Below are 23,854 nucleotides of genomic sequence, written 5' to 3'. Positions count from 1 at the left end.
ATATATCGAGAGGGCTGAGAAATGACACCGGAAAGCACCGGACAATCAAAGGCCACAGGCCAACAGATCACGGTCCGGACGAAGCGCGGCGGCATGCGGGTCGCCGCAGTGTGGCAGGTATTGATGCCCGTCGCCGATGCCATCGAGGACGTCCGGATTACGAGCAACCGCAAATGTGATGTCGAAGACATGACGATAGCGTTTGCCGACCGGTTCTCCGGATCGCTGCACACCGTTCTCAAGCAGTTCGAGACGATGTCGTGGGTGGCCGCCGCGGAGCTTTGCTGAACACCGGGGCCGTGGCGCCTGCGATGGATCGCGTCGCCACGTAGGCCGGCGCGCGTCATGCTACCTGGCCCGCCGGGTTGCTGGCGGGCGAACGCACCTCGCACGGTTTGTTTGGCAAAGACTGGCCAACTGAAGTCGGACGTACCCGACCGGACCCAGCCGGTCACCACCACCTGAGAGAAGTGGATGAAAACTACAACCAGGAAAGGGCCCCAGGACCTGGAGAGCCCCTATACACCGCTGACCGCCGGAGATGCGATTTCCCATCTTGAACGGATTCTGTCTTCCGATGGCGCGGATTCATTGTTCAGCCGGACGTACTGGCGCGCACGTGTCCAGCAGGTGAGCGCTACCCAAGGACTGACTCCGCAGCAGCAGGCGAGGCTCGTGAAGTTGCTCGAGTCGCTCCCTCCTCCGGTCGCGAGCGAAGAGTCATGCTAGTCACGTTTCGACCCAGCTACATCGAGGATAGTCGGGCGCAAACCGATCGGGAGACGGCAGCCGGCGCGGGCGGTTGATGGCGAATCCGCGAACGTACGCCGTCCGCAATGGATCAGAGCGGATCGTCGAGATCCAGCAGCCGATCCTCCACGTGCGGAAGCTTCGGCGCACTCTCCCTGCAAGAGCAGCACTTTGCCTTCCTGACGGAGACGATCACGGACCGTTTGATAGAGGCGTTCGCGCACGAGGATAAGTTGTGCCGTGTCCGTCTGCGCGTGGCGCTCAATCTGAGGCCGATTCGCGAACGCCAGCGTAAAAAGCGATCCCCCCGCGTCACGCAGCGACAAAACGACGCTGCCGCGCCCGTATCGCCAGCCAAAAAATTCTCTTCAGATCTTCAGTCAGCAGCCGACATAAGGAATAGGCCGAACAAGCACTTGTCTAGCTTGTGCAGCCCAGTCGTCGCGCAGACGACTTCCCTATTTCCAGCTGGACACAGAACTGAGCAATAACACCATGCAGTTTTCCAACATGAAGATCGGTAACAGAATCGGAGCAGGCTTCCTGGTGGTCCTGTTACTTTCCGCAATGACAGTGGGCATCGGGATCATGATGCTTCAACGTCTGAACGATCAGGCCACCGCTGTCGACAAAACCAACCTGCCGCGTTTGCTGAATGCCAACGCGACCGGACGTCAGCTGGATGCGATCGCGGTCGCGGTCCGGAACCTGCTTCTCAATGACGATCCGGAAGTTCAAAAGCGCTCGCTGGATAAAATCGCCGCCACCCGAACCAGCCTGCACGAAACCATAGCGACATTGTCGAAATCGCTGGCGCGTCCCGAAGTGGCCGAGCGGCTCGTGAAGCAAAGCGCGGACTACGATCATGGCGTCGAAAAGATCGTCGGGTTGCAAGCCGAGGGCTTGCGTAGTCAGGCTATCCAGACCTTGAACACGGAAGTGCTGCCGATCTACGTCGGCTACACGGCGACACTCGAGGACATCATCCAGTTTCAGGTCTCCGGGACGACGAGAGCCACCGCTGCCATCACGGACATCGCCCAGGAGAGCTGCCTGATATTGGCCTGCCTGGGCGCGGCGGTCCTTGCCATGGGCGTTGGTTTCGGCTGGGTGATCACACGCAGCATCACCCGTCCGCTCGCGCAAGCCGTCAATATCGCGTCGACCGTGGCGAAGGGAAATCTGACCCAGAAGATCGAGGTCACCAGCAAAGACGAAACGGGTCATCTACTCAACGCTCTCAAGGACATGAACGACAGCTTGAGTAAAGTGGTTCTCGACGTACGCACGGGATCCGAGGCGATCGCCACGGCAACCAGAGAGATCGCGGCGGGCAACCTCGACCTCAGTGCACGGACCGAGCAGCAGGCCGCATCGCTCCAGGAAACGGCTTCGAGCATGGAAGAGCTGACGGCGACGGTCCGCCGCAACGCCGAAAGCTCGGAACAGGGCAACGTTCTGGCTGCCAATGCATCGGAGGTTGCCGCGCGCAGCGGCGAGGTGATGGAGCGTGTCGTTCAGACCATGCACCAGATCTCGAACAGTTCAGGCAAGGTGGCCGACATCATCGGCACGATCGAAGGCATTGCGTTCCAGACCAACATTCTCGCTCTGAATGCCTCGGTTGAAGCCGCGCGGGCCGGCGAGCAAGGCAGGGGCTTTGCCGTCGTGGCCAATGAAGTGCGCATCCTGGCGCAACGCTCCGCCGCCGCGGCCAAGGAGATCAAGGAACTGATCGACGAGTCGGTCGCTCGCGTGAGGACCGGTCAAGCCCAGGTCGACGAATCGGGCCGCACCATCGACGAGGTCGTGTCCGCCGTGGGTCGCCTGACCGGCAATGACACTCAGATTCAGCACGTTGCCGATGTTGATCAGGGCGTGCGCCAGAGATTCGGACATCGCATCGGTCCCGATGCCCCGCACGAAGCTTTTGTCGATCTTCAGTTCCTTGACCGGGAACCGTTGCAGATAGCTGAGCGACGAGTAGCCCGTGCCGAAGTCGTCGATCGACAGCGCGATTCCCAGGGCATGGATTGCATCGAGCGACGCGCGGATGTCATCGGCCGACTCGTCGAACATGACTCCCTCGGTCATCTCCAGGATCAGATCCGCGGGCTGCAGACCATGAACCCGCAGGGTGTGCGCGATCAGGCCGGCAAAATCCGCACGCTTGAAATCGGCGACACAGACGTTCGCCGAGATGCTGGGTACGTCGATGCCCGCGGCGCGCCACTCGGCGAGCTGGCGGCAAGCCTCGTCCAGCACCCAGCCATCGAGTTCCGTAATCAGACCGCTTTCTTCCGCGATCGAGATGAAACGGTCCGGCGGCACGGTCCCGAGTTTCCCGTCGTGCCACCGGACGAGAGCTTCAACACCCCGCAGCGCGCCCGTCACATCGACCTTGGGCTGGTAGGCGACGCTCAGACCTCCCGCTCGCAACGCTCGTTGGAGCGCGATTTCCAGTTCGAGCTGTTCTTTGGCTTGACGCTCATAGACGGGCGCATAGAAATGCACCTGATTGCGTCCCGTGCTTTTCGCCTTGTACATCGCCATGTCGGCATTGCGCAGCAGGGTATCGGCGTCCTGCCCATCGTGCGGATACAGGGCGACGCCGACGCTCGCACTGAGCGTGATGCTCGTTTCGATCTTCGTGTTGACGCTGATAGGCTGGTATAGAGCCTGCAAGATGCGTCCCGCCACCTGGGCCGCCCGATGTACGTCACAGTTTTGCAGTACCGCGAGGAACTCGTCCCCGCCAAGACGACCGACCACGTCCTCACCGCGGACGCAATCGCGCAGACGCCGCGCGATTTCGCACAACACCTCGTCGCCAGCACCATGGCCCTGTGTGTCGTTCACGCGTTTGAAGCGGTCCAGATCGATGAACAGCACCGCCGACTGCGAAGCACTCCGTGCGGCATCGGTCAGGATACGCAGCAGTTCCCGGTTCAGTTGTGCCCGGTTCGGCAAGCCGGTCAACGCATCGAACCATGCCAGTTTGCGCAACTGATGCTCCATCGCGTATCGCCTGCGCAACTGTCCGCTGAACATCAGACACAGCATGATGGTCAGCGCATCGAGTATGGCGGTCACGATGCCAATCGCAAATGCCCGCTTGCGCCACTCGGCGTAGATATCTTCTGTCGCGAGGCCGACGACCATCACGAGCGGATAGTTTCCAATCCGCCTGAAGCTGTACATACGCTCGACCTGGTCGATCACCGCCACGTCGACATAGGTCCCGTGATCCGACTGCACGAGCTTCGCAAAGGAATGGCCGCCGGCGAGCGAGCGACCTATATCGTCGGGGTGATACGGTTGCCGCATCAGCACGGTTCCGTCCGTGCGCAACAGGGTAAGGGTTCCGTGAGCGCCGAGGATCGAGTCTTTGAATAGCTGGTGGAAGTAGCTTAGCCTGAGCGTCCCCGCAACGATGCCTGCGAAGCGGCCATTGTCATCTTCGAGGCGCAGGCTAAGCGCTATCGACGGTTGTCCAGCGCTGCCCAGGCTCGAAATAAAGGGCTTGCTGAGATACAGGCCGGCCCCTTTCTGTTGCTGTTGAACCTGAAAGTAGTCCCGCTCGCTCACATTGAGCTTCGGCGGCAGAATCCAGCGGGAATCGAGCAGGCTGTTACCAGACGCATCCGCCGCGAAAATCGCGCCCAGTTCCCTGACGTTTTTGGCCGCGCTGAACGCGACGAGGTGCCGCGCATCGGCGGTGAGCTGGAGGGTGCCGGGCGTCTTCATGCTGGTCACGACGTCCTGCATGGCCAGTTGGCAGATGTCGAGATTGTGCTCGGTCTCCTTTTGCAGCGAGAGCGCGAGGTTCTTTGCGGCATCGCGGGCCTGCGTCATCGCGTCCCGCCGCATCTGGTACAGCGAGACGGCCGTGATGCCGGTGGTGGCGAGCGTGATGCAAATGCCCGCGAAAATGAACAGAGCCGGTTTTGCCAGAAGCGAGCGCGCGATTCGGATCATGGTCTTACACATCACGCCGGCATCCGGCCTGCTTTCAGGTCAGCCATCAGTAGATATAAGCCGGAAGACAAGTGCCATCGCGGACGAACGAATTATTTGCCACACACGATGCGGCGGCGCTTCATGCTGTATATCGGCAAAAATTTCCAAATCTGAAACGCATCTTGAGCACGTTGGCGCTCTGAGTGCGCAACGTGGCGCGCCGCAGGCCGCTCCCCTCTTCATCGGTCTGTCGCCCGGCCATCGGCCGGGTTCTGCCGGATAGCCGCATTCAGGGGTTGCGATTTCCTTCATGGGGTATCGAATCTGTTTATCGCACTCGACGCGACACCGCGCCAAAAAGATCTCGATGGGCCACCCCGAACGTCCGTCGAGGCCGGCCGGGCCGAGGCTCCGCGCGACACGGATCGCCATCGCCCGCGCGCTGGCCCGGCAATGCGCGATGCATGCAGCAGAAAGCGTATGTGGTTAACCCGCTCTTTCAACCGGTGGCGCGCGTGCTTATCGTGCTGGGTGCGCACGGCAGGCACAAAACTTCGACCAGCCCGCCGTCCGCTGCCATCGCATTCACGCGCAAGACCGCGCGTAACGTCTTCTGCGGCGCCGGGGCGACCGTCATATCGGCGAGTCGAAAAGCGCACGCGGAAACGAACAGATACCTGCGCCGCCGGCATTGCCGGACGGGTTCGCAGCCGAGCGGGCCACAATCGGGAGGCCTCCGTAGAGGGGACACAAGATGTTCGGATGCAAGATGATCGACGTCAACGCAGTATCCGCCCGACCCGCTCGAGCGCCGCTCCAGTGGCACGCGCGCCGATCCGATGACGGCCGCCTCCATCCTGTGCGCACTCCCCTCGAACAGACACGGCACGGTCATTAGCCACTGGCAGCTGACTGCCGCACTCAATGACCGCCGCTACTCCCGACCGTCCTGTCAAATCCTCGGTTCCGGGTGCGCAAACCGTTACGCCGGATCCCGCTCACAGCGTTCTCCCAGCGATGAACAAGGGGTCCGATTTTCAACGTTGTTACGTGGTTCGTTAGCAAGGAAATCGAATGCAAAACAAAAAGCGCACTTTGCTCAAGGCCGCGGCCGCACTCATGCTCGCAGGGTCGAGCATGCTCGCCCATGCGGACGATGTGGTCAAGGTCGGGCTCATCGTTCCGATGAGCGGTCCGTTCGCGTCGACGGGTCGTCAGATCGACGCAGCGGTCAAGCTGTATATGGCCCAGCATGGCGACACGGTCGCCGGCAAGAAGATCGAGATCATTCTGAAGGACGACACCAACGTCCCGGATACCACCAAGCGCCTTGCGCAGGAGTTGATCGTCAAGGACCACGTGTCGGTGCTGGCCGGCTTCGGGCTGACCCCGCTGGCTCTTGCCGCCGCTCCGCTCGCAACCCAGGCGAAGGTGCCGATGGTCGTGATGGCCGCGGCCACCGCGATGATCACCGAGCAGTCGCCTTACATCGTGCGCTCGGGCTTCACGCTGCCGCAGAACACGTTGGGCATTGCCCGTTGGGCGCCGAAGAACGGCATCAAGAAGGTGGTCACGCTGGTGGCCGACTACGGTCCCGGCATCGACGCGCAGAACTCCTTCAAGAAGGTGTTCGAAGCGGAGGGCGGCAGCGTCGTCGAGCAACTGCGCGTGCCGGTCGCGAACCCCGACTTCTCGCCGTTCCTGCAGAAGGTCGCCGACCTCAAGCCCGACGCGCTGTTCATCTTCGTGCCGTCGGGCGCCGGCGCCGTGTTCATGAAGCAGTTCGCCGAGCGTGGCCTGAGCAAACAGGGCATCAAACTGATCGGCACCGGCGACGTGGTGGATGACGACATCCTGAACGCCATGGGTGACGTGGCGCTGGGCACGGTGACGTCGATGCACTATTCGGCCGCGCTCGACAATCCCGAGAACCGCGCCTACGTCGCCGCCTTCGAAAAGGCCAACCCCGGCATGCGTCCGAACTTCCACAGCGTCGGCGCCTATGACGGCATGCACCTGATCTACGCGGCGCTGCAAGCCACCAAGGGCGACACCAACGGCGACAAGCTGCTGGCAGCCATGAAGGGGCAGAAATGGAACAGCCCGCGCGGTCCGGTGGAGCTCGACGCGCAGACACGTGAAATGGTCCAGAACGTGTATATCACCCGGACGGAACGCGTGAATGGCCAGCTGTTCAACGTGTCGTTCGACAAGGTCGACGCCGTCAAGGATCCGGCCAAGATCAAATAAGCTCGTCAAACCAGGGCGGACAGCATCCCGATGCGCCGACTTGCCCGCCGCGCCCCTCGCACTGCCCGGGGCGCGGCGTTTCGGTGGTAAAAACTCATGCTAACCATTCTCTTCGACGGTATTGCCTACGGCATGCTTCTGTTCGTGCTGGCGAGCGGTCTGGCCATCACGCTGGGATTGATGAACTTCGTCAATCTCGCGCACGGTGCGTTCGCCATGGTGGGCGGCTACGCCACCGTGCTCGCCATGTCGCGTCTAGGTGTCCCCTTCTTCTGTGCGCTGCCCCTCGCGTTCGTCGTGTCCGCCGTGCTTGGCGGCATCCTCGAACGCACGCTCTACAAGCGGGTGTACGGTCAGTCCGAACTCAACCAGGTGCTGTTTACGATCGGCCTGACCTTCATGGCCATCGCGACGGTCGACTATTTCATGGGCTCGACCCAGCAGTTCCTGAACCTGCCGCAGTGGCTGCAGGGCCGCACGGTGTTCGCCGGCATTGGCATCGGCTACTACCGGTTGTTCGTGATCCTCGTCTGCGTGGTTCTCGTCGTTGCGCTCCAGCTGATCCTCACCAAGACCCGCTTCGGCAGCCGCCTGCGCGCATCGGTGGATGATCCGCGCGCGGCCAGCGGCCTCGGCATCAACATCAACTTCGTGTTTCTGACCACCTTCGCGTTCGGCTCGGGCCTCGCCGGCCTCGGCGGCGCGCTGGGCGCGAACATGCTTGGCCTCGATCCGATCTTCCCGCTCAAGTTCATGATCTATTTCCTGGTCGTGGTCGCGGTAGGCGGCACGACCTCGCTGACCGGTCCGCTGCTGGCTTCGCTGCTGCTCGGCATCGCCGACGTCGCAGGCAAGTACTACATCCCCGATCTGGGGGCATTCATCATCTACGGCGTCATGATCATCACCCTGATGTGGCGACCACAAGGTCTATTCGTCAGGGCGGGGGGCAAATGAAGTCGGTAACTTCCAGCGAAATGGGCACGGCGAAGATCGCGCCCGAAGTTCGCAGCATGGGCAGGCAGTGGTCGCGCTGGCGCCACGTGGAAATCATCTTCTGGATCGTGGCTCTGGGTGTCTGCGTAACGCCGCTGAATAACTTCCTGCTGCTCAACGAGATAGCGATCCTCGCGTTGTTCGCGGTATCGCTGGACCTGATCCTCGGTTACACCGGTATCGTCTCGCTGGGCCATGCGGCCTTTTTCGGTCTCGGTGCCTATTCGGCTGCGCTGCTGGCCAAGTACTTCAATCTCGACCCGCTGTTGGGCATGCTGCTCTCGTGCGGCATCGCGGCGCTGGCGGGTCTCGTCACCAGCGTGCTGGTGATGCGCGGCTCGGACCTCACGCGCCTGATGGTGACGCTCGGCGTGGCCTCGATCCTGCATGAACTGGCCAACAAGCTGGGCTGGCTCACCGGCGGGGCCGACGGCATGACGGGTGTGCCGATGGTGCCGCTGTTCGGTCACATCGAGTTCGACCTTTACGGCAAGACGGCCTACACCTACTCCATCGTCACGCTGTTCGTGCTGTTCGTGGTCGCGCGCGCGGTGGTGAAGTCGCCGTTCGGCATGTCGCTGCAGGTGATCCGCCAGAATCCGCTTCGCGCGGCGGCCATGGGCGTGCCGGTCAACCTGCGGCGCACCGCGGTATACACGTTGAGCGCTGCCTACGCGGGCGTGGCCGGCGCCCTGCTCGCGCAGACCACCGGCTTCGCATCGCTCGACGTGCTCGACTTCCACCGCTCGGCCGACGTGCTGCTGATGCTGATGATCGGCGGCGCGGGTTATCTGTATGGCGGCATCATCGGTGCGGTCGTATTCAGGTTCATGCAGGACCGGCTCGCGGACATCACGCCGCAATACTGGCAGTTCTGGATCGGGTTGCTGCTGGTGATCATCGTGATCGTCGGTCACGAGCGGCTCGTGCGTCCGTGGACGTGGTTCCGTCGCAGCGGAGGCAGCGCATGACGATCGCACTGCAGACCTTCAACCTGGTCAAGCGCTTCGGTGGTCTCGTCGCGACCAATGACGTGTCGATCGCGGTCGAGAAAGGCGCCCGCCAGGCGCTGATCGGCCCCAACGGCGCCGGCAAGACAACGCTGATCAATCAGCTGACGGGCGTGCTGTCGCCGACTTCGGGCCGCATCGAGCTCGAAGGCCACGACATCACGTCGCTGTCCGTGCACAAGCGGGCTCGCGCGGGGCTCGTCCGCACGTTCCAGATCAACCAGCTTTTCAAGCACATGACGCCGGCCGAATCGCTGGCCGTGGCGATCTCGGAGCGCGATGGTCTCGGCGCGCGCTTCTGGCGCGCGCTGGGTCGGCGCGGCGAAGTCATGGACGAAGTCGCTGCGCTGCTCGAACAGTGCAGGTTGCTCGACGTCATGCATCGCGAAACCCGCGTGCTGCCCTACGGCAAGCAGCGTCTGCTCGAAATCGCGCTGGCGCTGGCGGCCAGGCCGCGCGTGCTGCTATTGGACGAGCCGGTGGCCGGGGTTCCCGACGGCGAACGCCGCGAGATTCTGAATACGGTCGCCGCCTTGCCCGACGACGTAACCATTTTGCTGATCGAGCATGACATGGACCTGGTGTTCAGCTTCGCCAACCGCATCTCGGTGCTGGTGAGCGGCGGTCTGCTCACCGAGGGCGCATGCGCCGAGATCGCCAGCGACCCTCGCGTGAAGGCCGTGTATCTGGGCGAGGAGCTGGCTGGAGGTGAATATGTCTGAATTGCTGAAGCTGGAGGGCATCGTCGCGGGCTACGGCGAAGCCAGGATCCTGACGGGCATCGATCTGGCCTTGGATCAAGGCCAGGCACTCGCGCTGCTTGGCCGCAACGGCACGGGAAAAACCACGCTGATCAACAGCATCGTCGGTCACACGCGTCGGTTTAGCGGGCGGATCTGGCTCGATGGCAAGGACGTCACCGCGTTCAAGCCGCACCAGCGCGCGCTGGCCGGCATTGGCTGGGTGCCGCAGGAACGCAATATCTTCAAGTCGCTGACGGTCGAAGAGAACCTGACGGCCATCGCCGTGCCCGGTCCCTGGGATCTGGCTCGCATCTACAGGATGTTCCCGCGCCTCGAAGAGCGCCGCGCTAATATGGGCAACCAGCTCTCCGGCGGCGAGCAGCAGATGCTGGCCATCGGCCGCGCGCTGATGCTCAATCCCAAGGTGCTGCTGCTCGACGAACCGCTCGAAGGTCTCGCGCCGATCATCGTGCAGGACCTGATGCGCATTCTCTCGGACATCATCCGCGACGAGGGCCTATCGGTGATTCTGGTCGAGCAGAACGCGCGCAAGGCCCTGAGCATCACGCACAACGCCGTGGTGCTCGAGCGCGGCTCGGTCATTCATGCGAGCACGGCGGCTGAGTTGCTGGCCCAGGATCACAAGATCGATACCCTGCTGGCCGTGTCTCAACACTGAGCGGCGGGCGATGCGCGCGCGGGCAACGTGCGCGCCGCCGTGCAACCTGACGTCAGCCGGGCTACGCCACGAAGGTCGTAACCGCCCGGTTGAACGCATCCGGTCGCGCGACATTCATCCCATGCGACGCACCGTCGATCGTTTCGCGTTCGGCAAACTCGATCCACTGTTCGAGCTTGTCGACCGTATTGCGGAACATGCGGGGACTTTTCTGGCCATCGATCAACAGCGTACGGCACTTGATATCGCGCGCGGCTTCCGGCGTGTAGGCGGGAAGCGGGTCGAGCAACTGCTTTGGCAGCGTGAGCGCGTTGTCGAGCGCCATGCGACGAAAGCTCTCCGGGCTTTTGTTCCAGAACCCCGGCATGCTCACCGAGTCGACGAACATCGACAGGCCGGCGTCGAACTCCCCCCGCTGAATCAGTTCCGCGACACGGGCGCGCAACACGTTGGTCGCCGGCGGCATGTACGCGGGCTGCCCCCTCGGTTCGGTTTGCAGCGGGCCGCCGGGATCGGCCAGCGTCAGTGTTTTGACGAGGCGCGGATATTCGCGCGCGAGATGGAACGCCACGCAACCGCCCCGCGAGTGACCGACCAGATGAACGGGAGCCAGGTCGAGCGCCGTGATGAATCCGGCAATCTCCTCGACGTGCGTCTCCCAGCTGAAGTCGCTGTGTCCAAACGCATCGACCTCGGGCCAGTAGTGGCTCAAGCTCGGCGCCAGGCAGCGAAACCGGCCGGACAGGGAGGCCATCTGGGCGTCCCAATAGCGAAAGTCGCAAAGCGAGCCGTGCACGAACACCATCGGCTCGCCGCGTCCGGACTCGACGTACGGGATGGCAACACTCGATGCGGTGGTCACGAACGACGGCGCAAACGCGCCATAGGCGGAAGCCAGAATCGACGGGCTGGTACGTGCATTCATCACAGTGCTCCTTTGCCGACACTATCGATGCTGTGCTGGCAAAAGAAAATCGCATAATATTGATGGAATCGATCTACTTTTCTGATATCAACCATCATGGCAACGGAAATGAAAGCGCTCGATCTGGACGTGCTGTCGATGATCATCGCGGTTGCGGACGCCGGCACGATCAGTCGTGCGGCCCAGGTCGTGCATCGCTCGCAATCGGCGGTGAGCATGCAGATCAAGACGCTCGAGACGGCACTCGGCAAGGCGCTTTTCGTGCGCAAGCCTCGCAGCGTGGTGCCGACGCAGGACGGCGAAATGCTGTTGACCTACGCCCGACGGATGATCGCGCTGCGTGATGAAGCGTGGGCGGCGGTGGTACGGCCCGACGTGACCGGACGCGTGGTGATAGGCGTGCCGGACGACTATGCGACGTCTCTATTCCCACCGATCCTCAAGAAATTCTCGGCGACCTATCCGAAGGTGGAGATTCAGGTGGTGGGACTGCCGAGCGTCGCACTCGAACCCATGCTGAAGGACGGCACGGTCGATCTCGTCTGCGCGACGCGCGTGAAAGGATTGCACGGCGAGTTCCTGCGTCACGAACCGATGGTTTGGGCCGCCTCGCCAGGCGCGACCGAGATCTGGCGCGAAAGGCCCTTGCCCATCGCCGTGTTCCTGCCCGGCAGCGTCGCGCGAGAGAAAGCCATCCGGAGCCTGGAGCGCGCGCGCATCACGTATCGAACGTCGTATGAGAGTCCGAGTCTGCTGGGTCTGCTGACGATGGCCGAGGCCGGACTCGCGGTGACCCCTTTGGCCAAGTGCGCGGTACCGGCTCACTTCTCGCTGCTGGGAGCCGCGAACGGCCTGCCGGAGATCGGCACGCTTGAAGTGGTGCTGGCGCGAAGTGCCGCTTCGAAACGAGCGGTGTGCGATTTTCTCGCGGAGCGCATTCTCGCCGACCTGAAGAATTAAGTGACCTGAACGAAGCGGCTTCCAGACCCGCTCGTCGCGCAATATCACGCCACGGCGGCGGACAGTTCCGACGGAGCGTACTTCGAGGTCGCGAGCACTTCTGCGGGAACGGCAACGTGCGCGCGCCGCACCAGCGCGCCGCCGCGAAACATCAGCAGGTCGCCGGGCCGACAGATGGTCCAGACTTCGTCGGTCAAGGGTGTGGTGGCGATGACCGCCGTGCGGTCAGCCGGAGTGCCGCGTTCGGCAAAATCCACGCTGAGATCGCCATCCACCAGACGCGCGCTCGAAAACGGCCAATGGCGTATCACGTACGACAGACGCGTCGAACAGTACGCAAACTGCGCTTTGCCGTTCGACAGCACGAAGTTGAAAATGCCGCGGGCGGTCATCGTGCGAGTCGTCTGCTCGATGACGTCGAACACGGTATCGATGTCGTTCGGATCGGCGTTCGGGTGCGTCGCGAAATGCGCGTACAGACGGTTCATGATCAGGCAGAACGCCGCTTCGCTATCGGTCGATCCGACCGGCGCGAATAGACCCGGCTCCAGTTCGCCAAACGCTTCGAGGTCGCCGTTGTGCGCGAACACCCATTGCTGCCCGCGCAACTCGCGCATGAACGGATGACAGTTCTCGACACTCGCGCCGCCCTGCGTCGCCTTGCGGATATGCGCGACGACGTTGCGCGACTTGATCGGATAGCTCTTCAGAAACTCGGCGACGGGCGATCGATACGCCGGTCTTTCATCGACGAACACCCGGCACGCGCGGTCCTCGTAGAACGCCACGCCCCAGCCGTCGATGTGGTGATCGGTCAGGCCGCCCCGCGCGGCGAAACCCGTCAGCGAGAAACTGACGTCGGTGGGTCGGGCGCAACTCAGCGCGAGCAATTGGCACATGTCGGCTGCACCCTAGGCTGCTGGCGGTAAGACGCGCGCGGCCGCCGTCGCTGCCTTCGCGATCACTTCGCTGATGCTGTTGGTGTCGTTCGTGCCGGCGGCCATCGCGAGTCGTCCCCGTATCCAGAATGATTGGGAGACTAACGTGTTTCAACCGCCCCTGTTAGAGCGAATCGTGCTTTGCAAATCACCTGCGTGCGGCTGCCGGGGATCGACAGGTTTCGCGTTACGCGCCTGTGCCGACAGGTCCACTCCAACGCTCTCGCCAGCCGCAAAAACGAGGCTCTGCTAACGGCCTCAGGAAGACTCCCCTCCCTCGACCCCGCGCGACGCGCACATCCGCCACGCGGCCTTCGGCGCAACGACGGCTTGCGCAACGTCGCGCCACCAGCGTTCGCCGCGATGCACCGCAGCCAGATCGAGACGCTCGCCCATGCGCGGTGTCGACAGCGCGACGCCGCGCGCGAGCGCCAGCCCCGTCACTCTTTCGAACGGCTCCTGCCAGCGATGCATCGCGAGGTCGAAGGTGCCGTTATGGATCGGCACGAGCCAGCGGCCGCGCAGATCGATATGCGCCTGCACGGTTTCTTCGGGTTGCATGTGAACGTATGGCCACATCGCGTCGTACGCACCGGTTTCGATCAACGTGACGTCGAATGGTCCCAGGCGCTCGCCGATCGCGCTGAAACCATCGAAGTAGCCGGTGTCGCCGCTGAAGAACACGCGCACATCGCGGTCGACGATCACCCACGACGCCCACAACGTGCGATTGCCGTCGAACAGGCTGCGCCCGGAGAAGTGCTGCGCGGGCGTCGCGGTGAACTCGATGCCGTCGACCTCGGTGCCCTGCCACCAGTCGAACTGCCGGACCTTCGTCGCGTCGATACCCCATTCGATCAGCCGGTCACCGACCCCGAGCGGCGTCAGAAACACCTCGGTACGCTGCGCCAGAATCAGGACGGTTTCGCGGTCGAGATGATCATAGTGATCGTGCGACAGGATCACCCCGTGCAGCGGCGGCAAATCGTCGAGCGAGATCGGCGGCGCATGAAAGCGCTTCGGACCGAGATTGCGGAACGGCGACGCCCGTTCGGCGAACACGGGATCGGTCAGCCAGAACTTGCCGCGCAACTTCAGCAGCATCGTCGAATGACCAAGCCGGTACAGGCTGCGGTCGGGCGCAGCATCGAGTTGCGCGCGCGTCAGCGTATCCACCGGCAATGCGTCGGCCGGTGCGGTGCCGCGGGGCTTGTTGAACAGCACCGTCCATGCGAGCCCGAGCGTTTTGCGCAGGCTCTCCGCCGGACGCGGCTTGACGTTGCGAAAGCGCTCGCCGTCATGCTGCGGCGACTGGCTGAACCTCGCGCGGCTGCGGTGTGCGGCGTTCACGCCGAGCATTCGGCGGACAAAGGCGGGAAGCGACGTCATGAAGTTGACCTTCCGTAGAAAATGTACACTCGGCAGTGTAGTTTATTTTCAAGAAAAGTAAACTGGCCAGTGTAAAATCGTTCGATGGAATCCAATGCCCGCCCCCAACGTCTGACTGACCGAAAGCGCGTCGCGATCGTCGCCGCCGCGATCGAGGAATTCCTCGCGGCCGGCTATGACGCAACCAGCATGGACCGCATCGCCGCCCGCGCGGACGTCTCGAAGCGCACGGTCTACAACCATTTCCCGAGCAAGGAAGCGCTTTTCGCGGCGATTCTGCATCAACTGTGGGACGCGAGCCAGGACGGCGATGCGCCCTCCTATCGCGCCGACCAACCGTTGCGCGCGCAGTTGCTTGATCTGCTGGAGCGCAAGCTGCGGCTGCTTCACGACGAGTCCTTTTTGTCGCTTGCACGGGTGGCGATCGCAGCTGGCATCCATTCACCGGAGCGCGCGCGCGACATGGTCGCCCGGATGGGGGAACGCGAGGAAGATCTGACGGCATGGGTCCGGGCGGCCGCCGCGGACGGCCGCATCAGCACCGATGATCCCGTCTTCGCGGCCCTGCAGTTGCAGGGGCTCGTGAAGGCTTTTGCCTTCTGGCCGCAAGTGGCGATGGGGCAAGTGCCGCTCGATGCGAGTGAGCAGAAGCGGATCGCGGAAGCGGCGGCGGATATGTTTCTTGCTCGGTATACGCGAGTCTGATTGTTGGGTCGGCGCGTTATGTCGAGTTGACGAGGTACGAAAAACCGGCAACGTGGCCACCTTTTCGAGCGTTCGTATTCCACGCCTTCCGCGCATGATCAATGCCGCGCCGGTGCGGCCTCACTTGCCGCGAATGATCAGCCAGCGCGAGCGGATGCCCGCGGTGAGCGACTGCAGGTTGTCGCCCAGCTTGTATTTTCCCCGCAGCATTTCCTTGCCCGACGAGATGCCGCGGTGACAGGCCTCGATCAGCTTCTTGCGCATCGAAGCCGAGAACCCGACCCCATTGTCGAAGCAAAGGTCGATCAGCGAGTCGACCAGCGCGGTCGCGACCTGGTCGCGCTCGCGCTCCTCGCCCGGGGCCAGGATGCGGCCGGGCCAGACGCCGTACTCGGCGCCTAATGCCTTGTTGGCGTTCTCCAGGTCCTCGATCGTGCGGTTCAGGTCGGACCAGGGGCCGGCGCCGTCGTACGTATCCAGGCCAACGGTCGTGAATTTCCCGCCCTTGACCTGGAAGAAGATGTTCTGGTCGCCGAGGATCGAGCCGCGCGGAAACTTCTCAGAGGAGTGGACTTCGCGGAAGCGGTCTCCGTTGCCGATGAAGAAGTCGACCGCCAGTACCTCGCCCAGGCCGAAAGGCACGTCGGTATTGCCCAGCGTCAGCGCATCGGCCAGCGCCTTCTTCTGCTCCACATCCTTGCCGATGCCATGCAGGTTGGCCAGCTCCTCGACGTAGCTGACCTTGATGGCAGTCTTCATCTGGCGATCAGCGGTATGGAGCAGGTCGTCGAGCTTCTGCAGCCATTGCTCCTTCGTGAGCGGCGGGTTGGCTTTGACCTTGGTCGGGTCGCAGCGCTTGAGCTCGTCGATTTCCTTCAGTGAGAGCTTGGCGGTTTCGAACGGCAGGCCACGCAGCCTGGAGAAGGCGGTGGCGTGGAACTCCAGCATGGCGCCGACATTGTTGCGCCCGGCGCCGTCCTCGGACTTCACCACCAGCGGGCGCGACGCATTGCGCTGGCTGATGAGCAACACCACGTTCTTGTTGTTGGCCTCGACCGGCTGGATCGACGAGATCTCGCCGGCGGCGATATCCATGAACGGCATAACACTCTCCTTAGGGACCAGCAAATCGAAACGGCCTTTCGGCCGGACTCGGGACTCAGGAAAGAGAGGCAGGAGTTTCCGAATCCGGCCAACAGGAATTTCTCTGACTCACATGTCAGATCGCCAGGCATCAAATGGGGCGGATGACCGAAACGCGACGTGCTTCAGCCATAGGCCTGCGTCGAGCGAGCGTCGCTCGATGGCCGGCCAATGCCCGATGCGCTCGGCTGGAGCCGACGTTCACGCGTTGATCCAGGCTCGCGCCAGTTCCAGCTCGTCGACGTGAAACGCCTTGATTTCAGCCTTGGTAAAAAACCGCGCCAGATGCATCGAGGCGTGAATCCAGCGCGCGTCGGCCACCACGGCGGCGCGCGTGACCTTGCGGGCGAGCGGGACGCCGAGCGTCAGGTCGGTCCACACCGCCTTCGGCTCGATGCCGCTGAAATGCTCGATGCGTTCGAGTACGCGGGTCTTACCGTTCAGTTCAAGATCACCACGCATGCGCTCGATGGCTTCGCGCAGTTCGTGGTCGGTAATCTTGCCTTCGACGGATATTTCGATGACCGAAGAATCGGGTGCGGTGTGATAAAGGATCATGGCAGGACCCCTGGCTAGCGAGGCGCTACACGTTCGGGCACGGATGTGCCCGGCGTTCGATTGCTTTCTCATGGTACCCCTTTCCACGTGTCGGTCAGGTTACAGGCACCGGTGCGCTGCGCCTCCGCCGTCATCAGCCATCCGTCGACACGGTGGTCGCCTCCCACGCATCGATTTCCACGTTCAATGCCGACAACTTGTCTCGAACGAGCCCGAGTGCGTCGCTACCGAGCAAAAGATGCGTGGGCGGATGATCCGCTGCAATGGCGTTCAGCATTGCGCGCGCCGCTTTGATGGGATCTCCCAATTGCTTGCCGCTTTTTTCCTCGCGGGCCTGGCGCACGGGATTGAAAATCTCGTCGTAATCCGGAATCGAGCGGGGGGTCCGCGTCATCGAGCGACCTGCCCAATCAGTGCGGAATGAGCCCGGCGCCACGGCCGTCACGGCAATACCGAAGGGCTTGACCTCTTTGCCAAGCGCCTCGGAGATGCCCTCCAGCGCAAACTTGCTTCCGCAGTAATAAGCGATTCCCGGCATCGTGATGTAGCCGCCCATCGAGGTGATATTCAGAATGTGGCCACGGCGGCGCTCGCGCATGAACGGCAGGACGGCCTTCATCATGGCGACCGCACCAAATACGTTCACATCGAACTGTCGGCGCATTTCGGAGAGCGGCGATTCCTCCATGATGCCCTCGTGGCCGTAGCCGGCATTGTTGACCAGCACATCGATTGGTCCGACGTCAGCCTCGATTTCCGCCACGACGCCGTCGATCGCGTCGAAGTCGGTCACGTCGAGCACACGTCCCCACGCGCCATTCGCGAATGCCGACTCGAATTCCCGCTTTGCCTCGTCACTTCTCACCGTGCCGACGACCTTGTGACCCACCGCCAGCGCTTCCTGTGCGAGCGCGCGGCCAAAGCCGCTGCTGACGCCGGTGATGAGCAGAGTTTTGCTGGATGCCATTGAAGCTTCTCCCGAATGTCGATTGAAGAATGCATACTAATCTGACGAGCGACGCAAACTAAGCCGCGTTCCGCTGATTTTCTTGCATAAAACTATGAACACGACCCGCGCTTCGACCCAGCATCCAGCACTCTCCTCTCAAAGCCAGAAACGCATGGTTGCCCTGCTACGCGCGTTGGCACCCGACGAGGGCTACAACCTGACCGCCTTGCCGAGCGTGCGTATCTTGCGGTCGAACCGGGCGCTATCGCGCACGCCCGTTCTGTACGACCCCGGTATCGTGATCGTCTGCCAGGGCCGCAAGCGCGGATATTTCGGCGACCAGCTCTACCTGTACGACGAGCGGCACTACCTCGCCGTGTCCGTGCCTGTGCCGTTCAGCATGGAGACCGACGCAAGCGAGGAGCGCCCACTGCTTGCGCTGTATCTGCACCTCGATTTCGCATTGGCAGCCGAACTTGCGGAGCGGATCGACCGCGAAGGCGTGGCGGAGCCCATACCGGCACCGCAGAGCATGATGTCTACGCCGATGGATGACGCGATGCAAGCATCCGTGCTGCGCTTTCTCGAGGCGATGCATCGGCCACTCGAAGCCGCCGTGTTGGGCGCCGGGCTGTTGCGTGAACTGTATTTCCGGGTGCTCACAGGAGCCCAGGGAAGCTCGTTGCGCGAGGCTTTGGCGATGCGAGGACAGTTCGGCCAGATTGGCCGCTCACTACGCCTGATTCATGCAAGCTATGCGCAACCCCTCGACGTAAAGCAACTGGCCGACGCGGCGGGTATGAGCATTCCAAGTTTCCACAGCCACTTCAAGGCAATTACGCAGGTGTCGCCGATGCAATACGTGAAGTCGACGCGCCTCCATCAGGCTCGCCTGTTGCTGGTGCGCAAGGAACTGACCGCGGAGGCGGCGGGACACGCGGTGGGTTACGCGAGCCCGTCCCAGTTCAGCAGGGAATTCAGGCGTCTGTTTGGCTTGACGCCGGCCGCCGAGGCGAGGCGTATGCGCGAGAGCTTCGCGATCCCGCCTGGATTCGCTGATGCGGCTTATGTCTCGTCGCACTGAATCTGGCGCGGGTCGGTCAAGGGGTGAAACCTGGCCATTCGCCGCGCGATTGGTCACCCAGCGTCCGCATCATGCAGGTGGCTCACCAGGTAATCGATGAGCGCACGCGAGCGCGACGGTAAAAATCGATTCGGCGGATAAAGCAGCCAGACCGGTCCCATATAGGGACGCGCCTCGAACTCCCAGTCGCTCAGCACCCGGACGATGTCGCCCCCGGAAATCGCCTGCGCCGCGACAAAATCGGGCAAGTTCGCAATGCCCAGTCCATGCAGCGCGGCATCCAGTCGCGCGCTCGTATCATTGGCGATGTAGCGCCCCTTCACTTCGACCGACTGTGATTCAGAACCGCGGCGGAAATGCCATCGATTGTCGTCGACCGTCTCGCCTAGATACATGCATGCATGCCGCGCGAGGTCGCGCGGCTCGGCCGGCGTCCCTCGTTGCGCGAGATAGGCAGGCGACGCGCACAGCACCCATCTGACCGCTCCGAGTTGCCGGGCGGCAAGGCCTGGCGGAGGCGAACGCGTAAGTCGGATCACCAGATCGACATCGTCACGGAGTGGATCGACTTCGTGGTCGGCGAAGACCAGTTGGACATCCACGTCGGGCCACTTGCGCAGAAATTCGGGAACCAGCGGATGGATAACGGATCGCGCAAACGAAATCGGCGCACTGATGCTGACCTTGCCTCGCGGATCACCCACCCCTTGTCCGGCGACGTCGACGGCGCCAGACGCTGCGCCGATCATATCCCGGCAATACCGGTAAATCTGCGCGCCGGAATCCGTCAAACGGATGCTGCGGGTCGAGCGCTCGAGCAACCGCGTGCCAAGCGAATCCTCGAGACGCTTGATCTGCCGGCTCACGGTCGAGGGCGTGCTGCCAAGTTGCCGCGCCGCAATGGAAAAGTTGCCGGCGTCGACGACCCTCGCAAACATCGCCATATCGGGTAGCAACGCAAAGAGTTCATTGGGATTCATCGCAACCCTCGCACCCGCAGCACGCATTTGTGCATTTCAAACATAAAAGATGTTCCGCCGCGCTGGATTATAGTTTTCAATGCAATACCCGACAATGGGGGACCGTCCGATTGAAAACAGAAGGTCCGTCATGTCGAAGCATCAGAACGCGTTATGGATATCCGACCTCATGCTGCTTGCGGTCGCGATGGTGTGGGGCACGAGTTATGGGGTCGTGAAAGGCGTGCTCGCGATCTATCCCGTGCTCGGTCTGCTGGCGTTGCGCTTCGGGTTGACGTTCGTCGTGTTGTCGCCGGCGTTGCGCTCGCTCCGACACGTCAAAGCGTCCGCCCTGGTGGGTGTGCTCGGCTCCAGCGTGATCCTGCTCAGCATCTTTTTGGCCGAGACATTCGGCATAGCGCACACGCAGGCGTCGAATGCGGCGTTCCTGATCAGTCTGTGTGTCGCGCTGACGCCGCTGGTCGAATGGGCGTTGCTACGGCGCAAGCCGTCGAGCGGCGAATGGATCGCCGTGGGCCTGTCGCTGACCGGCGCCGCGTTCGTGAGCGGCGGCGTGATCATTCCGACCGCGGGCGATGCGCTGATTCTTCTGGCTGCGTTGCTGCGTGCACTGATGGTGTGTGTGACCAAGCGTGTGATGCGCGAATCGCAACTTACCCCGCTGTCGGTGACGGCTGTGCAGGCAGGCGTCGTCGCACTGGGCAGTGTCCTGGCGGCGTTCGTGATGCCGTCACGACATTGGGAGGCGCTGCCGTCGCTCAGTGAGCACGGGGAGTTCTGGGCGAGCATCGCTTACCTCGTGCTCGCCTGTACGTTGTTCGCTTTCTTCGCACAGAACTTTGCGGTCAAGCGCAGCAACCCAACGCGCGTCGCTTTGCTGATGGGAAGCGAGCCCGCGTTCGGTGCGTTATTCGCATACGTATGGCTCGGTGAGCATCTCTCCGGTTCGGCGTGGTTTGGCGGAGGTCTGATGGTACTTGCATCGGTGCTGGCGGTGGTTCCATTTAAAAGGGACGCCAAAGTGGCGGTCGACATGCAGCCTGCGATTTCAGTCGACGGTTAGCCTCTGTTCAGGTCGGATGCAGTCGTTCGAGATGTTTATATAAGCGCAAGCGGCTGTTCCTCCGACCGCAAAGCATTTTTCTTGTGTGCAATAATCTCCGCTCCCATGTGACTGGCGCATACAGATAGAGCACTATCGTGGAGCATGGGGTCGACAGCCGCCGCGCGCCTGGGCATTACCTACTATCCATGGAGATGGGTTATGCCTGATTCCGCACATTTGCTGATGTTCGCCCTTGTGGCCTTGGGAATGGTTTTAACACCGGGGCCGAACATGATTTATCTAATTTCACGATCAATCTGCCAAGGTAGACGCGCGGGACTCATTTCCCTTGGAGGCGTTGCGCTGGGTTTTGTGTTCTATATGCTCTGCGCGGCATTCGGTATTACCGCTTTCATATTTGCGGTCCCGTACGCATATGACACGCTGCGCTTCGGCGGCGCTTTGTACCTTCTCTATCTCGCCTGGCAGGCCGTCAAACCCGGCGGACGGTCCGCATTCGCAGTGCGCGACTTACCGGTCGATACTCCGCGAAGGCTCTTTAGCATGGGATTTATCACTAACCTGGCGAATCCCAAAATCGCCATCATGTATCTGTCTCTGCTTCCCCAGTTCATTACGCCTGGACATGGCAGCGTTCTTACCCAATCGTTGGCGCTCGGTGGCGTTCAGATTTCCATCAGTCTCGCGGTGAACGCGCTGATCGCGATGATGGCCGGATCGATATCGACCTTCCTGTCCGGACGCCCCCTGTGGCTATTGGTACAGCGCTGGCTGATGGGAAGCGTCCTGACAGGCCTGGCAGTGCGAATGGCATACGAATCCAGAAAATAACCAATAGACTCGCGGCCCCTTCGGGAGCGATGGCGCCGCTAGCTGCTCGCCGATGCAAGCTCCATTCGCTTGCGCTGCAGGAACCGGCGCACGGCCGGATCACGCTCGAGACCGATCGCCAGATCGTACGCGTCGAGTGCTTGCGCCGTCGCGCCGGCACGCGCGAGCAGATTCGCGCGGGCGGCCCAGTAGGGCTGGTAGTCGGCCAGCCGCGGGTCGTCCGCATACGGCGCCAGCGCATCGAGCGCCGCCTGCGGGCCATCGCGTTCGGCCACCGCGAGCGCGCGGTTCACGGCGACCACTGGTGACGCTGCAATGGCGAGCAGCCCATCGTAGAGCTGCACGATCTCGTCCCAGTTCGGGCGACGCGTGCGGCAGCGATCCACATGCGCCGACTGCAGCGCGGCCTCGAGCTGGAAGCGCCCGATCGCGTTGAACGCGTTCGCGCGCCTTAGCAGTGCGTTCGCTGCGTCGAGCATCGGCGCGTTCCATGTCGCAGGGTCCTGGGCCGACAGCGGCACGTAGTCGCCAGCCGCATCGCGTCGCGCATCGCGACGTGCCTGCGCAAACAGCATCAGCGCGAGCAGGCCCAATGTCTCCGGTTCGTCGGGCAGCAACTCGACGAGCAGTTGCGCGAGATACAGCGCCTCGTCGGCGAGGTCGCGTCGCTCGGTATCGCCGCCGACCGGATCCGTCCAACCTTCGGCATATGCCGCATAGACCGCTTCGAGCACCGCGTCGAGCCGACCGGGCAACTCCTCGCGCTCGGGCACGCTGAACGGAATGCCCGCTTCCCGGATCTTGGTCTTCGCGCGCACGAGGCGTTTGCTCATCGCGGCGGGCGACATCAGGAACGCCGACGCAATCGTCTTCGCTTCCAGTCCCAACACCACTTGCAGCATCAGCGGCGTGCGAATCGCGGCCTCGAGCGCAGGGTGCGTGCACGCGAACAGCAGCGCAAGCCGCCGGTCGGGCAACGCGCCTGCCTCACATTCATCGATCTCGTCGGCGAGGATCATCAGCTGGTTCGCTACGACGTCGCCGACCTGGCGATGACGCGCGCCGTCGATCGCCCGGCGGCGCGCGACCGTCATCAGCCACGCTTCGGGACTCGCGGGGCAGCCATGTTCCGGCCAGTCCGCAAGCGCCGCCGCGAATGCGTCGGCGAGCGCGTCCTCGGCCGCGGCGACGTCGCGCGTGCGCATTGCCAGCAACGCGACGAGCTTGCCGTAACTGCGGCGAGCGACCGCCTCGGCAATCGAACGCGCGGCGCCGTCGTCGCCCCGAGCGCCGCCAGACGAACTCATGCAGATGGCGCTTCGTACGGAGCGGTCCAGACCGGGCGCACCTCCATCACGCCGTGCGCCGCGCCGGGACAACGCGACGCCCACGCCATCGCCGCGTCGAGGTTGGGCACGTCGATCAGGTAGTAGCCGGCGAGTTGCTCCTTCGAATCGGAGTACGGTCCATCGAGCACCTGCGGCTTGCCGTCGACGAGACGCACCGTGGTGGCCGTGCTCGTGTGCTGCAGCCGGTTGGCGCCCACCAGGGCCCCCGCTTTCTTCAGCGATTCGGTGTACGCGTGATAGGCGGCAACGCCTTGCTGCCGCTCGCTGTCGGTCATCTTGTTCCAGCCGTTTTCTTCCGAGTAGATCATCAACAGATATTCCATTTGAGCCTCCGTCATGGGGTTGAGGCGGATGAATTGCATCGGCCGCCATCACAATGACGCGCAGGCCGCGTGCTGACGGACAGGTGGCGTAAAAAAAATCGCGGACGGCCGCCTGGACTCTCGCCGCATTGGAACAAGACGCCTGGATCGCAGCCCGTTCGAGCGTGTTTCGCCAAGCATTGTCGGACGGGTAACGAGCCTTGTCGACCTGGGATTGGCCGGCGGCGCAGCGATGCCGGACCGCTATTGCTCGTCTGCGTGATCCG

The 23,854-nt window shown here is 62.7% G+C and carries 21 protein-coding genes, 2 pseudogenes and 1 riboswitch; of the genes and pseudogenes, 13 read left to right on the top strand and 10 right to left on the bottom strand.

Annotated features, from left to right (window positions below):
* Positions 1 to 21: 21 nt before the first annotated feature.
* The 3 genes and pseudogenes from L0U84_RS38730 to L0U84_RS38720 form a co-directional block, all read left to right on the top strand.
* A complete protein-coding gene (locus L0U84_RS38730; protein WP_233858694.1) occupies positions 22 to 288 on the top strand; it encodes a hypothetical protein in 267 nt (88 codons plus the stop codon).
* A gap of 186 nt (positions 289 to 474) precedes the next feature.
* On the top strand, positions 475 to 729 hold the full coding sequence (locus L0U84_RS38725) for a hypothetical protein (RefSeq protein ID WP_233858693.1): 255 nt from the start codon (positions 475 to 477) through the stop codon (positions 727 to 729).
* 516 nt (positions 730 to 1,245) lie between these two features.
* A pseudogene (locus tag L0U84_RS38720) lies at positions 1,246 to 2,547 on the top strand (methyl-accepting chemotaxis protein); the annotation flags it as partial.
* 96 nt (positions 2,548 to 2,643) lie between these two features.
* On the opposite strand, the pseudogene L0U84_RS38715 reads toward L0U84_RS38720, so the two are convergent.
* Positions 2,644 to 4,497 (bottom strand): annotated as a pseudogene (locus L0U84_RS38715) (putative bifunctional diguanylate cyclase/phosphodiesterase); the annotation flags it as partial.
* Positions 4,498 to 5,784: 1,287 nt separating this feature from the next.
* Here L0U84_RS38715 and L0U84_RS38710 point away from each other — a divergent pair.
* The 5 genes from L0U84_RS38710 (at position 5,785) to L0U84_RS38690 (ending at position 10,388) form a co-directional block, all read left to right on the top strand.
* Entirely contained in the window at positions 5,785 to 6,960 is a 1,176-nt protein-coding gene (locus L0U84_RS38710; RefSeq protein WP_233858691.1) for an ABC transporter substrate-binding protein, read from the top strand.
* A 96-nt stretch (positions 6,961 to 7,056) separates the two neighbouring features.
* Positions 7,057 to 7,917: a branched-chain amino acid ABC transporter permease gene (locus tag L0U84_RS38705; protein ID WP_233858689.1), complete on the top strand. Its 861-nt coding sequence runs from the start codon at positions 7,057 to 7,059 to the stop codon at positions 7,915 to 7,917.
* Between the two features lie 20 nt (positions 7,918 to 7,937).
* Positions 7,938 to 8,927, top strand: a complete 990-nt coding sequence (locus tag L0U84_RS38700) for a branched-chain amino acid ABC transporter permease (protein ID WP_233859859.1) — start codon at positions 7,938 to 7,940, stop codon at positions 8,925 to 8,927.
* Positions 8,924 to 9,688 (top strand): ABC transporter ATP-binding protein, encoded by a 765-nt coding sequence (locus tag L0U84_RS38695; RefSeq protein ID WP_233858687.1) that lies wholly within the window; start codon positions 8,924 to 8,926, stop codon positions 9,686 to 9,688. Before L0U84_RS38700 ends, L0U84_RS38695 begins: the two co-directional genes overlap by 4 nt.
* The gene (locus tag L0U84_RS38690; protein ID WP_233858684.1) at positions 9,681 to 10,388 is read left to right on the top strand and encodes an ABC transporter ATP-binding protein; all 708 of its coding nucleotides are present in this window, start codon (positions 9,681 to 9,683) and stop codon (positions 10,386 to 10,388) included. The genes L0U84_RS38695 and L0U84_RS38690 overlap by 8 nt, the downstream gene beginning before the upstream one ends.
* 61 nt (positions 10,389 to 10,449) lie before the next feature.
* On the opposite strand, the gene L0U84_RS38685 is transcribed toward L0U84_RS38690, so the two are convergent.
* The gene (locus tag L0U84_RS38685) at positions 10,450 to 11,313 is read right to left on the bottom strand and encodes an alpha/beta fold hydrolase (protein WP_233858682.1); all 864 of its coding nucleotides are present in this window, start codon (positions 11,311 to 11,313) and stop codon (positions 10,450 to 10,452) included.
* A gap of 108 nt (positions 11,314 to 11,421) precedes the next feature.
* Here L0U84_RS38685 and L0U84_RS38680 point away from each other — a divergent pair, with 108 nt between their 5' ends.
* Positions 11,422 to 12,273, top strand: a complete 852-nt coding sequence (locus L0U84_RS38680; RefSeq protein ID WP_211193431.1) for a LysR substrate-binding domain-containing protein — start codon at positions 11,422 to 11,424, stop codon at positions 12,271 to 12,273.
* Positions 12,274 to 12,317: 44 nt separating this feature from the next.
* Here the strand turns inward: L0U84_RS38680 and L0U84_RS38675 are convergent, their stop codons facing one another.
* Positions 12,318 to 13,172 carry a class II glutamine amidotransferase gene (locus tag L0U84_RS38675; protein ID WP_233858681.1) on the bottom strand — a complete coding sequence of 285 codons (855 nt, stop codon included), beginning with the start codon at positions 13,170 to 13,172 and terminating at the stop codon, positions 12,318 to 12,320.
* Positions 13,173 to 13,469: 297 nt separating this feature from the next.
* The gene (locus L0U84_RS38670) at positions 13,470 to 14,600 is read right to left on the bottom strand and encodes an MBL fold metallo-hydrolase (protein ID WP_233858679.1); all 1,131 of its coding nucleotides are present in this window, start codon (positions 14,598 to 14,600) and stop codon (positions 13,470 to 13,472) included.
* Positions 14,601 to 14,684: 84 nt separating this feature from the next.
* Here L0U84_RS38670 and L0U84_RS38665 point away from each other — a divergent pair, with 84 nt between their 5' ends.
* Positions 14,685 to 15,305, top strand: coding sequence for a TetR/AcrR family transcriptional regulator (locus tag L0U84_RS38665; protein WP_233858677.1), 621 nt, complete (start codon positions 14,685 to 14,687; stop codon positions 15,303 to 15,305).
* Positions 15,306 to 15,425: 120 nt separating this feature from the next.
* Here L0U84_RS38665 and L0U84_RS38660 read toward each other — a convergent pair whose 3' ends face one another.
* From L0U84_RS38660 to L0U84_RS38650, 3 genes are all read right to left on the bottom strand, one after another.
* Positions 15,426 to 16,409: a hypothetical protein gene (locus tag L0U84_RS38660; RefSeq protein WP_233858675.1), complete on the bottom strand. Its 984-nt coding sequence runs from the start codon at positions 16,407 to 16,409 to the stop codon at positions 15,426 to 15,428.
* A gap of 240 nt (positions 16,410 to 16,649) precedes the next feature.
* The gene (locus L0U84_RS38655; protein ID WP_233859858.1) at positions 16,650 to 17,006 is read right to left on the bottom strand and encodes an STAS/SEC14 domain-containing protein; all 357 of its coding nucleotides are present in this window, start codon (positions 17,004 to 17,006) and stop codon (positions 16,650 to 16,652) included.
* 133 nt (positions 17,007 to 17,139) lie between these two features.
* Positions 17,140 to 17,973, bottom strand: coding sequence for an oxidoreductase (locus L0U84_RS38650; RefSeq protein ID WP_233858673.1), 834 nt, complete (start codon positions 17,971 to 17,973; stop codon positions 17,140 to 17,142).
* Between the two features lie 94 nt (positions 17,974 to 18,067).
* Here L0U84_RS38650 and L0U84_RS38645 point away from each other — a divergent pair, with 94 nt between their 5' ends.
* Entirely contained in the window at positions 18,068 to 19,039 is a 972-nt protein-coding gene (locus L0U84_RS38645) for an AraC family transcriptional regulator (RefSeq protein WP_233858671.1), read from the top strand.
* A 53-nt stretch (positions 19,040 to 19,092) separates the two neighbouring features.
* Here the strand turns inward: L0U84_RS38645 and L0U84_RS38640 are convergent, their stop codons facing one another.
* Complete coding sequence (locus L0U84_RS38640; protein WP_233858669.1) at positions 19,093 to 20,019, bottom strand: LysR family transcriptional regulator; 927 nt, start codon at positions 20,017 to 20,019, stop codon at positions 19,093 to 19,095.
* 130 nt (positions 20,020 to 20,149) lie between these two features.
* Between L0U84_RS38640 and L0U84_RS38635 the strand changes: the two genes are divergently transcribed.
* Together L0U84_RS38635 and L0U84_RS38630 are read left to right on the top strand one after the other, a co-directional pair.
* Positions 20,150 to 21,082 carry a DMT family transporter gene (locus L0U84_RS38635; RefSeq protein ID WP_233858667.1) on the top strand — a complete coding sequence of 311 codons (933 nt, stop codon included), beginning with the start codon at positions 20,150 to 20,152 and terminating at the stop codon, positions 21,080 to 21,082.
* A gap of 97 nt (positions 21,083 to 21,179) precedes the next feature.
* Positions 21,180 to 21,263, top strand: a riboswitch (ZMP/ZTP riboswitch).
* 20 nt (positions 21,264 to 21,283) lie between these two features.
* Complete coding sequence (locus L0U84_RS38630; protein WP_233858665.1) at positions 21,284 to 21,916, top strand: LysE family translocator; 633 nt, start codon at positions 21,284 to 21,286, stop codon at positions 21,914 to 21,916.
* Between the two features lie 38 nt (positions 21,917 to 21,954).
* Here L0U84_RS38630 and L0U84_RS38625 read toward each other — a convergent pair whose 3' ends face one another.
* Together L0U84_RS38625 and L0U84_RS38620 are read right to left on the bottom strand one after the other, a co-directional pair.
* Positions 21,955 to 23,223: an RNA polymerase sigma factor gene (locus tag L0U84_RS38625; RefSeq protein ID WP_233858663.1), complete on the bottom strand. Its 1,269-nt coding sequence runs from the start codon at positions 23,221 to 23,223 to the stop codon at positions 21,955 to 21,957.
* Entirely contained in the window at positions 23,220 to 23,588 is a 369-nt protein-coding gene (locus L0U84_RS38620) for a YciI family protein (protein ID WP_062129075.1), read from the bottom strand. Before L0U84_RS38620 ends, L0U84_RS38625 begins: the two co-directional genes overlap by 4 nt.
* Positions 23,589 to 23,854: the final 266 nt, after the last annotated feature.

It is taken from the genome of Paraburkholderia sp. HD33-4 (genome assembly GCF_021390635.1).
Taxonomy (GTDB): domain Bacteria; phylum Pseudomonadota; class Gammaproteobacteria; order Burkholderiales; family Burkholderiaceae; genus Paraburkholderia.
Note: the sequence above shows the minus strand (reverse complement) of the source record. Positions and strands in the feature narration are given on the sequence as shown.